The organism is Streptomyces sp. DH24 (assembly GCF_029813775.1).
Classification (GTDB): domain Bacteria; phylum Actinomycetota; class Actinomycetes; order Streptomycetales; family Streptomycetaceae; genus Streptomyces.
The window spans coordinates 32,979-46,774 of record NZ_JARVKW010000054.1; the positions used below are offsets into that span (position 1 = coordinate 32,979).

General features: G+C 69.9%; 13 protein-coding genes. 2 read left to right on the forward strand and 11 right to left on the reverse strand.

The window, feature by feature from the left end; all coding sequences use genetic code 11:
- Window positions 1-9 precede the first annotated feature (9 nt).
- The 5 genes from QC282_RS29115 to QC282_RS29135 all read right to left on the reverse strand — a co-directional run bounded on the left by QC282_RS29115 (window position 10) and on the right by QC282_RS29135 (window position 5,382).
- Window positions 10-987, reverse strand: coding sequence for a YafY family protein (locus tag QC282_RS29115; protein ID WP_279552574.1), 978 nt, complete (start codon window positions 985-987; stop codon window positions 10-12).
- Between the two features lie 128 nt (window positions 988-1,115).
- Window positions 1,116-1,487 (reverse strand): FKBP-type peptidyl-prolyl cis-trans isomerase, encoded by a 372-nt coding sequence (locus QC282_RS29120; RefSeq protein ID WP_184824563.1) that lies wholly within the window; start codon window positions 1,485-1,487, stop codon window positions 1,116-1,118.
- 55 nt (window positions 1,488-1,542) lie between these two features.
- Window positions 1,543-2,523, reverse strand: a complete 981-nt coding sequence (locus QC282_RS29125) for an FKBP-type peptidyl-prolyl cis-trans isomerase (protein ID WP_279552575.1) — start codon at window positions 2,521-2,523, stop codon at window positions 1,543-1,545.
- A 228-nt stretch (window positions 2,524-2,751) separates the two neighbouring features.
- Window positions 2,752-4,113 carry a Pup--protein ligase gene (gene pafA / locus QC282_RS29130; RefSeq protein WP_020274871.1) on the reverse strand — a complete coding sequence of 454 codons (1,362 nt, stop codon included), beginning with the start codon at window positions 4,111-4,113 and terminating at the stop codon, window positions 2,752-2,754.
- A 9-nt stretch (window positions 4,114-4,122) separates the two neighbouring features.
- Entirely contained in the window at window positions 4,123-5,382 is a 1,260-nt protein-coding gene (locus QC282_RS29135; protein WP_279552576.1) for an MFS transporter, read from the reverse strand.
- Between the two features lie 119 nt (window positions 5,383-5,501).
- Here QC282_RS29135 and QC282_RS29140 point away from each other — a divergent pair, with 119 nt between their 5' ends.
- A complete protein-coding gene (locus tag QC282_RS29140; protein ID WP_279552577.1) occupies window positions 5,502-6,518 on the forward strand; it encodes a LacI family DNA-binding transcriptional regulator in 1,017 nt (338 codons plus the stop codon).
- A gap of 89 nt (window positions 6,519-6,607) precedes the next feature.
- Here the strand turns inward: QC282_RS29140 and prcA are convergent, their stop codons facing one another.
- From prcA to arc, 5 genes are all read right to left on the reverse strand, one after another.
- Window positions 6,608-7,357: a proteasome subunit alpha gene (prcA, locus tag QC282_RS29145; protein WP_279552578.1), complete on the reverse strand. Its 750-nt coding sequence runs from the start codon at window positions 7,355-7,357 to the stop codon at window positions 6,608-6,610.
- A gap of 59 nt (window positions 7,358-7,416) precedes the next feature.
- The gene (gene prcB / locus QC282_RS29150) at window positions 7,417-8,262 is read right to left on the reverse strand and encodes a proteasome subunit beta (RefSeq protein WP_279552579.1); all 846 of its coding nucleotides are present in this window, start codon (window positions 8,260-8,262) and stop codon (window positions 7,417-7,419) included.
- Between the two features lie 248 nt (window positions 8,263-8,510).
- Window positions 8,511-8,729, reverse strand: coding sequence for a ubiquitin-like protein Pup (locus QC282_RS29155; RefSeq protein WP_279552580.1), 219 nt, complete (start codon window positions 8,727-8,729; stop codon window positions 8,511-8,513).
- 156 nt (window positions 8,730-8,885) lie between these two features.
- On the reverse strand, window positions 8,886-10,397 hold the full coding sequence (gene dop, locus QC282_RS29160; protein WP_369293052.1) for a depupylase/deamidase Dop: 1,512 nt from the start codon (window positions 10,395-10,397) through the stop codon (window positions 8,886-8,888).
- A 245-nt stretch (window positions 10,398-10,642) separates the two neighbouring features.
- Complete coding sequence (gene arc, locus QC282_RS29165; protein WP_279552581.1) at window positions 10,643-12,409, reverse strand: proteasome ATPase; 1,767 nt, start codon at window positions 12,407-12,409, stop codon at window positions 10,643-10,645.
- Window positions 12,410-12,653: 244 nt separating this feature from the next.
- On the opposite strand from arc, the gene QC282_RS29170 reads away from it, so the two are divergent.
- On the forward strand, window positions 12,654-12,959 hold the full coding sequence (locus QC282_RS29170) for a ferredoxin (RefSeq protein ID WP_279552582.1): 306 nt from the start codon (window positions 12,654-12,656) through the stop codon (window positions 12,957-12,959).
- Between the two features lie 59 nt (window positions 12,960-13,018).
- On the opposite strand, the gene QC282_RS29175 is transcribed toward QC282_RS29170, so the two are convergent.
- Window positions 13,019-13,597, reverse strand: coding sequence for a hypothetical protein (locus tag QC282_RS29175; RefSeq protein WP_279552583.1), 579 nt, complete (start codon window positions 13,595-13,597; stop codon window positions 13,019-13,021).
- Window positions 13,598-13,796: the final 199 nt, after the last annotated feature.

The following is a 13,796-nucleotide window of genomic DNA, read 5'->3' on the forward strand; positions in this document are numbered from 1 at the left end:
CGCTCCCCCTCAGCCCCTGGCGACGGCGCGCAGCCGGTCCACCACGTCGGCCCGCAGCTCGGCGGGCTCCAGGACCACCACGTCCGGCCCGAACTCCACCAGCCAGGCGTCCAGCCCGTGCCCGTACGGAATCTCCAACTCGTCCCAGCCGTCGCCGAGTTCCCGGACGGCGGTGGCCTTCGCCCGAAGGGGGTATCCGGCGGCCGCGCGCAGCCGGATGCGCGCGGAGCGGTCCGCGGTCTCGCCGGCCCAGCTCGCGACGGTCTCGCGGACGGTGACGACGTCGGGGACCGGGACGGTGAACCGGCCGCCGCGCGAGCGCACCCTGCCGGTGATCCGGGACAGCCGGAAGACGCGCTCGGCGCCCCGGTCGCGGTCCCAGCCCGCCAGGTACCAGTGGCCCCGCCAGCACTCCAGGGCCCACGGTTCGACGTGCCGCTGCTCGGGGTGCGCGGCGGTGGCCTTGCGGTAGTCGAAGACGACCGGACGGCGGTCGCGGCAGGCCAGCATCAGCGGTTCGAAGGCGGCCTCGTGCACGGGGATGCGCGGTTCCAGGGCGCTGTGGGCCTCGTACGGGTCGACGTCCTCGGGGAGCCCGGCGGCGCGCAGTTTCTGCAGGGCGCCGCTGGCGGCGCCGGCGAGCCGGGCCTGCTGCCACACCTTGGCGGCCAGCCCCAGGGCGGCGGCCTCCTCGGCGTCGAGGGTGATGGGCGGCAGACGGTTGCTGTCGCGGCGGGCCAGGTAGCCGACCTCGCCGTCGAGGTTCTCCACGGTCTCGATCACCAGGCCGAGTTCGCGCAGATCGTCCTTGTCGCGCTCGAACATCCGGTTGAAGGAGTCGTCGCTGCCGGCCGCGCCGTTCCCCGGCCCGAAAGCCTCGACGTATGCCTCGATGGAGTCACGCAGCTCGCGCTTGCTGAGCGGCCGCCGGGTCCCGAGCAGACACAGCGCCAGGTTCATCAGCCGCTCGGCCTTGGCAATGGCCATCGACGCGCTTCGCCTCCCTATGGTGCTTACGAGCGACGACCGTACCGCTCTGCGGTGTCCTGACAAAAGCCGAGGGCCCATGCCGGAAAGGCATGGGCCCCGGGTGATCGGGTGCCGTCGTACGACGGTCAGACCCCGAGCAGGTCGACCACGAAGATCAGGGTCTCGCCGGGCTTGATCGCCGGGGTCGGGCTCTGGTTGCCGTAGGCGAGGTGGGCCGGGATGGTCAGCTGGCGGCGGCCGCCGACCTTCATGCCCTGTACGCCCTGGTCCCAGCCCTTGATGACCCGGCCGGCGCCCAGCGGGAAGCGGAACGGGGTGCCGCGGTTCCAGCTGGCGTCGAACTCCTCGCCGGTGCTGAAGGCCACGCCCACGTAGTGGACCGTGACGGTCTGGCCGGCCTGCGCGACCTCGCCGTCGCCCTCCCAGATGTCCTTGATCTCAAGGTCCGCCGGGGGCTCGCCGCCCGGGAAGTCGATCTCGGGCTTGTCGATGCTCACTTCATCTCTCCTTGTTGCGTGACCTGCGTCGCCAACAGTCTCACAGACTTCCCGGTCAGACGGTGCCCAGGATGTCGACCACGAAGACCAGCGTGTTCTTCGCCAGCTCGCTGCTGGGGCTGGCGCCGTAGCCGAGGGAGGGCGGGATCACCAGCAGGACCCGGTCGCCCACGTTCTTGCCGACGAGGCCCTTGTCCCAGCCCTGCACGACGGAGCCGGTGCCGATCTGGAAGGCGGTGGCGCCCCCGTGGTCCCAGGAGGAGTCGAACTTCTTGCCGTCCTCCCACTTGACCCCGGTGTACTGGGCGACGAGCCCCTGGCCGGCCTCGACCTTCTTGCCCTTGCCCTTGATCAGCACCTGCTGCTTGAGGTCCTTGGGGGCCTTGACGCCCTTGGGCACGGTGATGGTGGCCGCCTTCTGCGACGCGGCCTTCACCTCGGGCAGGCCCGCCTCGGTGGCCGCCTGCTCGCCCTCGGCCTCGCCCTTGGCGTCGACGGCGGCGGCGCCGACCGGGTCGACCACCCAGATCAGCACGTCCTTCGCGGTGATGCCGGAGGAGGGGTTGAGGTTCTGGCCGATCAGGTCGCCGGCGGTGCCCTGCACGAGGATGCGGCTGCCCGCCTTCTTGCCCTTGACGGCCTCGAGGACCTTGGCGGGCAGCTGCTGGCTCTGCTTGCCGACCTGCTCGACGGACTGCTGCTTGGGCGTCTTGGCGCCGGTCTGCGGCGCCGCCCAGGTGCCGCCCAGGTCCTGGTCGCCGCCCCACTTCTTGACGGTCCAGTCCAGCCGGACGAAGTCGGAGGCCTTGATCGCGGCGCCGCTGCCCTCGGAAACCGTCTCGGTCACCGTCTTCTGGGACGGCTTGCCGTCCTTGGGCACGGAGATCTCGGGCTTCTCCCCGACCTTGCCCTTGACCTGGGCGACGCCTGCCTCCGCATCGCCGTTGCTGTCGTCGTCCGAACCGCACGCGGCGGTGAACAACAGTGCGGGAACGGCGAGCAGCGCCGCGACGCGTCGTTTCATGGTGTAGTTCATCAGTCCAACTGGGTTCGGAGGTGGGGGGCAATGGCCGCCACTCTACGACCTACACGCTCCGCGCACGGGTCAGGCGGGGACACGCCGCCGCGCGCGACATCTTCGCGGCGCCCCGGCCGGCCCATCAAAAACCCGTCGGCCGGCATGTGAAACGCCCGGTGTCCGGAGGCGGTGAACACCTCCGGGCACCGGGCGTCCCCGGCGAGCCGGCGCCGGGCCGTGGCCGTGTCACATACCGGCGATGAGCTTCTCCACCCGGTCGTCCACGGAACGGAACGGGTCCTTGCACAACACGGTGCGCTGCGCCTGGTCGTTGAGCTTCAGGTGCACCCAGTCGACGGTGAAGTCACGGCGCTGTTCCTGGGCCCGCCGGATGAAGTCGCCGCGCAGCCGGGCCCTGGTGGTCTGCGGCGGGACGGACTTGCCCTCGAAGATCTTCAGGTCGTTGCAGATCCGGGCAGCCTGGCCCTTCTTCTCGAGCAGGTAGTACAGGCCACGACGCCGGTGGATGTCGTGGTACGCGAGGTCTATCTGCGCGACCCGCGGGTGGGACATGGTCATGTTGTGCTTGGCGCGGTAGCGCTCCAGGAGCTTGTACTTCATGACCCAGTCGATCTCGGTGCCGATGCGGTCGAGGTCCTCGGTCTCGATCGCGTCCAGCGTGCGGCCCCACAGCTCCAGGACCTGCTCGACGGTGCCGGTGCGGATGCCGCGCCGCTCGCAGAAGTCCACGGCCTTCTCGTAGTACTCCCGCTGCACCTCCAGGGCGGAGGCCTCGCGGCCGCTGGCCAGGCGGACCTTGCGGCGGCCGGTGATGTCGTGGCTGACCTCGCGGATCGCCCGGATCGGGTTCTCCAGGGTGAGGTCCCGCATCACGGTGCCCGCCTCGATCATGCGGAGCACCAGGTCGGTGGCGCCGACCTTGAGGAGCATGGTCGTCTCGGACATGTTCGAGTCGCCCACGATGACGTGCAGGCGGCGGTAGCGCTCCGCGTCCGCGTGCGGCTCGTCGCGCGTGTTGATGATCGGCCGGGAGCGGGTCGTCGCCGAGGAGACGCCCTCCCAGATGTGCTCGGCCCGCTGGCTGACGCAGTACACGGCCCCGCGCGGGGTCTGCAGCACCTTGCCGGCACCGCACAGGAGCTGCCTGGTCACCAGGAACGGAATGAGGATGTCGGCGAGCCGGGAGAACTCCCCGTGCCGGGCGACGAGATAGTTCTCGTGACACCCGTAGGAGTTGCCCGCCGAGTCGGTGTTGTTCTTGAAGAGGTAGACGTCGCCCGCGATTCCCTCCTCGTGCAGGCGTCGTTCCGCGTCTACCAGGAGTCCTTCGAGAATGCGTTCGCCGGCCTTGTCGTGGGTGACCAGTTCGATCACGTTGTCACATTCGGGTGTGGCGTATTCCGGATGTGACCCCACGTCGAGATAGAGCCGGGCGCCGTTTCGCAGAAAGACATTGCTGCTGCGGCCCCATGACACGACACGGCGGAAGAGGTACCGCGCCACCTCGTCAGGCGACAGGCGGCGCTGTCCCCTGAACGTGCACGTGACGCCGTACTCGTTCTCCAGCCCGAAAATGCGGCGGTCCATGAGTGAACATTACGCCCGATCCCCTGAGCTGAAACGGGGTTCGACGGCACGGTTTGGATCATTTTCCGAACCGGAGGCAATGACCGCGCCGCGGGCGGGAGCTGCGAGTACCCGTCCCGTGCCCATGAGGACCAGCAGCGACACACCGCCCGCGACGGCCGGCACGGCGAAGCCCCACACGGCGCCGCCCACCTCGACGACGGGTCCGGTCAGGCCCGTCCCGACCGACGCGCCCACGGTGAACGTCGTCACGAGCCAGGAGAACGCCTCGGTGACCGTGCCGCGCGGCGCGTGCCGGTCGACCAGGACGAACGCGCAGGCGATGGCCGGTGCGAGGAAGACGCCGGCGACGACGGTGAGCAGCGTCATGGCGACCGGGCCCGGCATCAGCATCAGGGGCAGGTAACACACCGCCAGAAGGCCGACCAGGACGCGCAGTCGCCGGGCGGGTTCACCGGCCCACTGCCGGGCGCCGTACACCGCGCCTCCGACGAGCGCGCCCAGACCGATGGCCGCCATCAGCCAGCCGTAGACGGCGTCGCCGCCGTGGTCGTCCGCGTACGAGACGGCGGCCACGGTGATGGAGCCGAGGGCCACGCCGACGAACAGGAACGCCGCGAGCAGCGCCAGCAGCCCCGGCGAGCGCAGCGCGCCCAGCCAGTGCGCCTCGCGCGGCGCCGACCGCCAGGCGCGGGAGGGCTGCGAGACGACCACGGAGAGCGCGCCGAGCACGCCGACGGCGTTCAGGACGAGGAGTCCGGCCTGCGCGGACCACAGGGCGGTGCACAGGGTCACCAGCAACGGCCCGACGGTGAACATCACCTCCTGGGCGACGGCGTCCATGGCGTACGCCGTGTGCACCTGCTCCTCCTTGCCGAGCACGCCGGGCCACAGCGCCCGCAGACCGCCCTCCAGGGGCGGCGTGAGGAGTCCGGCGGCGGCCACGGCGACGTAGGCCAGGAACACGGGGTCGGTCCCGGTGAAGGCGAAGACGGCCATCGCCAGGGCGGAGCCGACGGCGGCGGGCAGCTGCACGCGCGGCTGTCCGTACAGGTCGACGAGCCGTCCGAGCAGCGGCTGTCCCACGGCGTTGGAGACCCCGTACACGGCCGCGAGCGCGCCCGCGAGGCTGTACGTGCCGCCCTCGGCGCGGACGAACAGCACGATCGCGATGGCCGCCGTCGCGTTGGGCAGCCGGCCCACGAGGGTGCCGACGAGCAGACGGGTGGCGTGTTTCGCCCGGAGGATCTCCAGATATCCCGTGGCCATGTCCGCCCTCCGTCCGCCCGTGACGCTTCCGGCCACCGACACGAGTTGTACGTATAACTACCTCTGTCATACGTACCATGTGCGCAGTTCACGAGTCCAGGCGAAGGAGCGGGCCCACGGTGGCACGAGGCAGCACACGGCCCACGAGCCGGGACGTCGCCCAGGCCGCCGGGGTTTCCCAGGCCGCGGTCTCGCTGGTGCTGGGCGACAAGTGGCGCGGGCGCGTCTCGGAGGCCACCGCGCAGCGCGTGCGCGACGCCGCGCGCGACCTGGGCTACCGGCCGAACCTGGCGGCCCGCAATCTGCGCCTGGGGCGCACCCGCACGGTCCTGCTGGTCGTCCCGGCGCTCACCACGGAGTTCTTCGCCGGTGTCTACACGGGCGCCGCTCGGGTCGCCGCCGAGCACGGCTTCGGCGTGGTGCTCTACCCCTCCCCCGAGGGCATCGGACCGGCCCGCGACCCGTTCGCGTCGGCCCAGGCCGCCCTGGACGGCGTCATCGCGTCCTCGATGGCCGCGGACGCGCTCTCCGCGATCCGGGGCGACCAGCTGCCGCTGGTGATGCTGGACAGCGATCCGGCCGGCAGCCTGGGCGCGGCGACGGTGAACCTCGACATCGCGGACGGCGTGCGCCAGGTCGCCGAGCATCTGCTCGGGCTCGGCCACCGCAGCTTTCTGCACCTCGCGGCAGACGTGCCCTCCTGGACGTTCGAGGTGCGCGCCCGGGAACTGGCCGAGCGGCTGGGCCGGGTGGCCGGCACGGAGATCCGTACGGCCCGCGCCCCCATCTCGATCGACGGCGCGCAGTACGCCGCGGAGGCCGCGCTGACGGTCCCCGGTCCGCGTCCCACGGCGGTCGTCTGCGACGACGACAAGCTGGCGGCCGGGGCCTACAAGGCGATCCGCCGGCTGGGCCTCGGGGTCCCGTCCGACGTGTCCGTCACCGGTCTGGACGACCTCGCCCTGGCCACGGCGATCGACCCGGAGCTGACGACGGTCCGCCTGGACGCGGAGCTGTTCGGCGAGCGGGGCATGCGGGCCCTGCTGGCGGTCCTGGAGGGCCGCACACCGGAGGCGGGCGACATCCCCGTCGAACTGGTCGTCCGGGCCTCCACAGCGCCGCCGCCCCGCCTCTGACGCGCGGCGCGGCAAACCCCTGCCGCACGCCGCGCGCCCCGGTCCTGAGCGGCCGGGGCGCGAGGTGATGTGCGGTGGTGTCTGTGCGGCTAGTCCTCCGAGTCGTCCGCCTCCGAGGAGTCCCCGGCCGGCTCGCCGTTGCCCTCGGCGAGCAGCCGCGACAGCCGGGCGCCGGTGATCCGCCGGAACTTCCGCTTCTGCGGCCGGGTCCGGTCCAGCACCGCCACCTCCAGCCGCTCCGCGGGGATCTCCCGCTCGCTGCCGTTGGTGTCGCGGGACAGCGCCTGCACCGCCAGCCGCAGCGCCTCGGCCAGCGTCATGCCGTCCCGGTGGCGCTGGTCCAGGTAGCTGCTGATCTGCTCCGCGTTGCCGCCGACGGCCACCGAGCCGTGCTCGTCGACGATCGAGCCGTCGTGCGGCAGCCGGTAGATCTGGTCGGCCTCGGGCGTCTCGCCCACCTCGGCGACGACCAGCTCCACCTCGTACGGCTTCTCGCCGACGCTGGAGAAGATGGTGCCCAGCGTCTGGGCGTACACGTTGGCCAGACCGCGGGCGGTCACGTCGCCCCGGTCGTAGGTGTAGCCCCGCAGGTCGGCGTAGCGCACGCCGCCGATGCGGAGGTTCTCGTACTCGTTGTACTTGCCGGCGGCCGCGAAGCCGATCCGGTCGTAGATCTCGCTGAACTTGTGCAGCGCGCGGGACGGGTTCTCGCCGACGAACACGATGCCGTCGGCGTACTGCAGCACGACCAGGCTGCGGCCACGGGCGATGCCCTTGCGGGCGTACTCCGCCCGGTCGGCCATGGCCTGCTGGGGTGAGACATAGAACGGCGTCGACACCGGTTATCCGTCCCTTTCTGTCGAAGTCACTGGATCACCTGACCAAGAAGCTCACGCGCTCAGAGCAGCGCGGCCCGCGGACCGTCGGGCTGCTCAAGACGCCGCTGGAGCACCGCGCGGGCGATCTCGGAGGACTCGTCCTCGGTGAGCCGGCGGAAGCCGTCGTCGGTGATCACGGTGACGATCGGGTAGATCCGGCGGGCGACATCGGGACCGCCGGTCGCCGAGTCGTCGTCTGCCGCGTCGTACAGCGCCTGGACCACGAGCGTCGTGGCCTCGGACTCGGTCAGGTCGTCCCGGTAGAGCTTCTTCATGGCGCCGCGCGCGAAGATCGAGCCGGAGCCCGTGGCCGCGTAGCCGTGCTCCTCGGAGCGGCCGCCGGTGACGTCGTAGGAGAAGACGCGGCCCTTGCCGCGGTCCACGTCGTACCCCGCGAAGAGCGGCACCACGGCCAGGCCCTGCATGGCCATGCCGAGGTTGGAACGGATCATGGTCGACAGCCGGTTCGCCTTGCCCTCCAGCGACAGCTGCGCGCCCTCGACCTTCTCGAAGTGCTCCAGCTCCAGCTGGAACAGCTTCACCATCTCCACGGCGAGACCAGCCGTACCGGCGATGCCCACCGCCGAGTACTCGTCCGCCGGGAAGACCTTCTCGATGTCCCGCTGCGCGATGACGTTGCCCATGGTGGCCCTCCGGTCACCGGCGAGCACGACGCCGCCGGGGAACGTCACGGCCACGATCGTGGTGCCGTGCGGCGCCTCGACCGCGCCCTGGACGGGCGGCAACTTCCTGTTGCCCGGCAGCAGTTCGGGCTGGTGCTCGGACAGGAAGTCCACGAAGGACGAAGATCCCGGCGTCAGGAAGGCAGCTGGTAGACGCCCGGTGCTACGAGTGTTGGCTTCCACGCGATTCCTTCCACGTATGCAACAGCCCGCCCTGTGACGTCGGGCCGATCCTGGAAAAACTCCCCGGCGCGGTCGCCCGGCCGGGGCCTGGTATGCCTCGGACCCTACCCGCCCGACGGCGGTGATCCACATGCCCGGCGGAACCGAAAAAACACGTCCCGGTCCGGACGCGAAACGCATGCTGCGCGCGGCACGGTCTGAACCGCACCGCACGCAGCACTCACGCCCGCTCGTCAGCCGCAGAGGGCCTACTGGCCGCCCTTCTGGACGAAGGACCGCACGAAGTCCTCGGCGTTCTCCTCGAGGACGTCGTCGATCTCGTCCAGCACGGAGTCCACGTCGTCCGAAAGCTTCTCCTGGCGCTCCTTGAGGTCCTCGGAGGCCTGCCCGTCCTGCGCCTGCTCCTCGACCTCCTCGGTGGAGCGCGTCGCCTTCTGCTGTCCGCCGCCGGTGTCCTTGGTCGCCATAACCCTCACCCCGCTCGGTTCGACGTTCTTGATCAGACCCTACAAGCAGGGTCCGACATCGGCCCCGCAGTTCTTCCAACGTACGGGGCCCACCTCCTTGATTCCCTGGCACGGGGTTTTCCACCCCGCGCCGGCGGGTCCGGACCGAACTTCCGTTCAGTGGCCCGACAGGACTCTGACCAGGTCTTCCGCCGTGCGGCAGCGGTCCAGGAGCTCCTTGACGTGATTACGCGTTCCGCGAAGCGGTTCCAGGGTTGGGACCCGCTGCAGGGAGTCCCGCCCCGGCAGATCGAAGATCACCGAGTCCCAGGAGGCCGCCGCGACGTCGTCCGCGTACTGCTCCAGGCAGCGCCCGCGGAAGTACGCGCGCGTGTCCTCCGGCGGCTTCGTACGGGCCCGCTCGACGTCTTCCTCGTCCAGCAGGCGCTTGATCCGGCCGCGGGCCGCGAGACGGTTGTACAGGCCCTTGTCGGGGCGCACGTCGGCGTACTGGAGGTCGACCAGGTGCAGCCGGGCGGCGTCCCAGTCGAGGTCGTCGCGGCGCCGGTAGCCCTCCATGAGCTCCCGCTTGGCGACCCAGTCCAGCTCGCCGGCCAGGCTCATCGGGTCGTTCTCCAGGCGGTTGAGCGTGTCCTCCCAGCGGCCCAGGACGTCCTTGGTCTGCTCGTCCGCGTCGGCGCCGTAGCGCTCCTCCACGTACTTGCGGGCCAGCTCGTAGTACTCCATCTGGAGCTGGACCGCGGTGAGTGTCCGGCCGCTGCGCAGCGTGATCAGCCGCTTCAGGCCGGGGTCGTGCGAGACCTGGTGGAGGGTGCGGACGGGCTGGTCGACGGCCAGGTCGACCGCGATGAAGCCGTCCTCGATCATGGACAGCACCAGTGCGGTCGTGCCCAGCTTGAGGTACGTCGAGATCTCCGACAGGTTGGCGTCGCCGATGATCACGTGCAGCCGGCGGTACTTCTCGGCGTCGGCGTGCGGCTCGTCGCGCGTGTTGATGATCGGGCGCTTGAGGGTGGTCTCCAGGCCGACCTCGACCTCGAAGTAGTCCGCGCGCTGGCTGAGCTGGAAGCCGTGCTCGTGCCCGTCCTGGCCGATGCCGACGCGGCCCGCCCCGGCGAAGACCTGACGGGAGACGAAGAAGGGCGTCAGGTGGCGCACGATGTCCGAGAACGCGGTCTCCCGCTTCATCAGGTAGTTCTCGTGCGTGCCGTAGGAGGCGCCCTTGTTGTCGGTGTTGTTCTTGTAGAGGTGGATCGGCTGGGCGCCGGGCAGCTGGGCGGCGCGCTCGGCGGCCTCCGCCATGATGCGCTCGCCCGCCTTGTCCCACAGGACGGCGTCCCTCGGGTTGGTGACCTCCGGCGCGCTGTACTCCGGGTGGGCGTGGTCCACGTAGAGCCGTGCGCCGTTGGTGAGGATCACGTTGGCCAGGCCGATGTCCTCGTCGGTGAGCTGGCTGGAGTCGGCGGCCTCGCGGGCGAGGTCGAAGCCCCGCGCGTCGCGCAGCGGATTCTCCTCCTCGAAGTCCCAGCGGGCCCGGCGGGCCCGGTGCATCGCCGCCGCGTAGGCGTTGACGATCTGGGACGAGGTGAGCATGGCATTGGCGTTGGGGTGGCCGGGGACGGAGATCCCGTACTCCGTCTCGATGCCCATTACTCGCCGTACGGTCATGCGGCCCTCCTTGCCCGGCGGCACCCTCGGTCGTGGGCGCCGCTCAGATACCGCTGGCGCTCGGTTGCGTGTGCGGTGCCCGTCCCCGCACTGCGCGACTCGGCGGTATGCAAGAGCCTAGAACGCCTTTGCGCTGGTGGGGAGATCATTTGCGTCATTGCCTTGCGCGCTCTCATTTACGGCAGTGGCCGGAAAAAACAGTCGGCTGCGGGTACCCGGTGAGGGCACCCGCAGCCACCCTGTTCTTACAGGTACTGCCCGGTGTTCGCCACCGTGTCGATGGAGCGTCCGGTGTCCGCGCCCTGCTTTCCGGTGATGAGGGTGCGGATGTAGACGATCCGCTCGCCCTTCTTTCCGGAGATCCGGGCCCAGTCGTCCGGGTTCGTGGTGTTGGGAAGGTCCTCGTTCTCCTTGAACTCGTCCACGCAGGCCTGGAGCAGGTGGGACACTCGCAGACCCTTCTGGTCGTGCTCAAGGAAATCCTTGATGGCCATCTTCTTGGCCCGACCCACGATGTTCTCGATCATGGCGCCGGAATTGAAGTCCTTGAAGTAGAGGACTTCCTTGTCACCATTGGCGTAGGTGACCTCCAGGAAGCGGTTCTCCTCCGATTCGGCGTACATGTGTTCCACGGCCGTCTGGATCATGGCCTGGACGCACGCACCCTTGTCGCCGCCGTGCTCGCGCAGGTCCTCCGAATGGAGCGGGAGGCGCTCGGTGAGGTACTTCCCGAAGATGTCCTTGGCCGCCTCGGCGTCCGGACGCTCGATCTTGATCTTCACGTCGAGCCGGCCGGGTCGCAGGATGGCCGGGTCGATCATGTCCTCGCGGTTGGAGGCACCGATCACGACCACGTTCTGCAGGCCCTCGACACCGTCGATCTCGGCGAGCAGCTGCGGGACGATGGTGTTCTCCACGTCCGAGCTGACACCGGAGCCACGGGTGCGGAAGAGCGACTCCATCTCGTCGAAGAAGACGATGACGGGCGTGCCCTCGCTCGCCTTCTCCCGGGCCCGCTGGAAGACCAGGCGGATCTGCCGCTCGGTCTCACCGACGTACTTGTTCAGCAGCTCGGGGCCCTTGATGTTGAGGAAGAAGCTCTTGCCGGCGGCCTGGCCGGTCACCTCGGCGACCTTCTTGGCCAGCGAGTTGGCCACCGCCTTGGCGATCAGCGTCTTTCCGCAGCCGGGCGGGCCGTAGAGCAGCACGCCCTTGGGCGGGCGCAGTTCGTGTTCCTTGAACAGGTCCGGGTAGAGGTACGGGAGCTCGACGGCGTCGCGGATGGCCTCGATCTGGCCGCCGAGGCCGCCGATCTGCTCGTAGCCGATGTCCGGGACCTCTTCGAGGACCAGTTCCTCGACCTCGCTCTTGGGCACGACCTCGTAGACGTAGCCAGAGCGGGGTTCCATCAGGAGGGCGTCGCCGGGGCGGATGGTGACGTCCAGCAGCGGCTCGGCGAGCCGCACCACCCGTTCCTCGTCGGTGTGGCCGAGCACCAGGGCGCGCTCGCCGTCCTCCAGGATTTCCTTGAGGGTGACGATGTCACCCACGCGCTCGAACTCCATGGCGTCGACCACGTTGAGCGCTTCGTTGAGCATGACTTCCTGGCCGCGCCTGAGCTCCTCCAGCTCGATGCTCGGGCTGACGTTCACCCGGAGCTTGCGGCCGCCTGTGAAGATGTCGGCGGTGCCGTCCTCGTTCGCCTGCAGGAAGACACCGAAGCCGGCCGGCGGCTGCGCGAGCCGGTCGACCTCCTCCTTGAGGGCCACGATCTGGTCGCGGGCCTCACGGAGCGTGTTGGCGAGCCGCTCGTTCTGTGCGGACACGCCGGCCAGATTGGTCTGCAGCTCGACGATCCGCTCTTCGAGAATTCTCGTGTGCCGCGGAGAGTCGGCGAGCTTGCGTCGCAGGACGGCGATCTCCTGCTCAAGGTAGGCGATCTGCCCGGCCGGGTCGTCGGACCCGCGTCCCGGGCGGATGCCGCGGTTCATGTCGTCGTCGTGGGCTGCCACGGTCCTCACCTCCTCCAAGGGGAGCTGGACGCTTCCAGACCCTACCTGGGCCGGTGTCGATTGAAACCCCTAGATCACAAAGACTGTCGGGGTGTGTCCGATCTTCACCCTTGCGCTCTCCCTCACGGAGGGGAGATACCCACCGAACGTGAAGGGAAAGCAGCCGGAGGTAGGGTCGAGATGTTCAACACCCGTCAGAGCTGGCCGGATTCCCGTCCAGTTCGGCGCTCAAACGGCAGGAGAGATGAACGTGCAGGAGGAGGCCGGAGTCGACGGTGAGGACCTGGAGGTCTGGATCGACCAGGATCTCTGTACCGGCGACGGCATCTGCGCCCAGTACGCGCCCGAGGTGTTCGAGCTGGACATCGACGGTCTGGCCTACGTGAAGGGCGCCGACGACGAGCTGCTGCAGGCCAAGGGCGCGACAACGCCCGTGCCGCTGCCGCTTCTCACGGACGTCGCCGACTCGGCGAAGGAGTGTCCGGGCGAGTGCATCCACGTGCGTCGCGTTTCGGACAAGGTCGAGATCTTCGGACCGGACGCCGCGTGACCCGTCCGGCACGCGCCGTCATCGCTGTCTGATTCCTCACACCGGCCGGGGTCAACGGGTCAGACGCTGCGGGCACCCGCGGGCGTGGAGCGGACGAACGTGCCGTTCTTCCACTGCCACTTCACCTCGTCCTTCAGGTCCGGGCAGCAACTGGGCACGTCGGAGGACGAGTAGCCGAGGAGGGTGGCCAGCACGGCGCCGTCGCGCACCGCGAGGCCGGACACCGTCTGGCGGTCCTCGGGGTCGACGAGGGTGGCCACCACGCGCGGTTCGCCCGCACCGGAGCCGCGGGTCAGGACGTACAGGCCGTCGGGCGGTGTGCCCATCGGCGAGTCGCAGTGGACCGCGGCCACCGTCTCCGGCCTGCCGTCGCCGTCGAGGTCGCCGGACGCCTTGTGCGCCACCTTCGTCCGCACCGTTCCGCACTGGAGCGGGAACTCGACGTCCGCCGGGTCGGGCGGGACGACGTGCGCCGGGGCGCTCCTGGTCTCCGGGGCGGCCGCCTGGGCCGCCGTCGCGGGGCCGGGCTGCACGACGGAGGACAGGGCCACCACGCCGGCCACGGCCGTGGCGGTGGCGAGCCAGTGGATGGGGCGGGTATGGGTGTGGGCGAGCTCCGGGACGGCGGATTGCTGCACTAGGAGTGTCTCCTGTGAGGGCTGTGCCGGTGGGGGGTGGCCTGCATGGTGCCACACGTCACATCGCGGGGGAACGGCGGGGTACGCGGTTGCGGTGGAGGCTTCCCCGGGACGGCCGCCTCTGGTGTCGTGTCACCTGCCCGGTCAACGAAAAGGCGCCGTGGCCGAGTTCCCGGGGACAAACGCGCACTCGGCCACG

What these genes read in the sequence shown, in the direction of transcription:
- QC282_RS29115 (WP_279552574.1), bottom strand. Translation starts at nt 987, where the DNA reads ATGGCCATTGCCAAGGCCGAGCGGCTGATGAACCTGGCGCTGTGTCTG.
- QC282_RS29125 (WP_279552575.1), bottom strand. Translation starts at nt 2,523, where the DNA reads ATGAACTACACCATGAAACGACGCGTCGCGGCGCTGCTCGCCGTTCCC.
- pafA (WP_020274871.1), bottom strand. Translation starts at nt 4,113, where the DNA reads ATGGACCGCCGCATTTTCGGGCTGGAGAACGAGTACGGCGTCACGTGC.
- QC282_RS29135 (WP_279552576.1), bottom strand. Translation starts at nt 5,382, where the DNA reads ATGGCCACGGGATATCTGGAGATCCTCCGGGCGAAACACGCCACCCGT.
- QC282_RS29155 (WP_279552580.1), bottom strand. Translation starts at nt 8,729, where the DNA reads ATGGCGACCAAGGACACCGGCGGCGGACAGCAGAAGGCGACGCGCTCC.
- dop (WP_369293052.1), bottom strand. Translation starts at nt 10,397, where the DNA reads ATGACCGTACGGCGAGTAATGGGCATCGAGACGGAGTACGGGATCTCC.
- QC282_RS29170 (WP_279552582.1), top strand. Translation starts at nt 12,654, where the DNA reads ATGAACGTGCAGGAGGAGGCCGGAGTCGACGGTGAGGACCTGGAGGTC.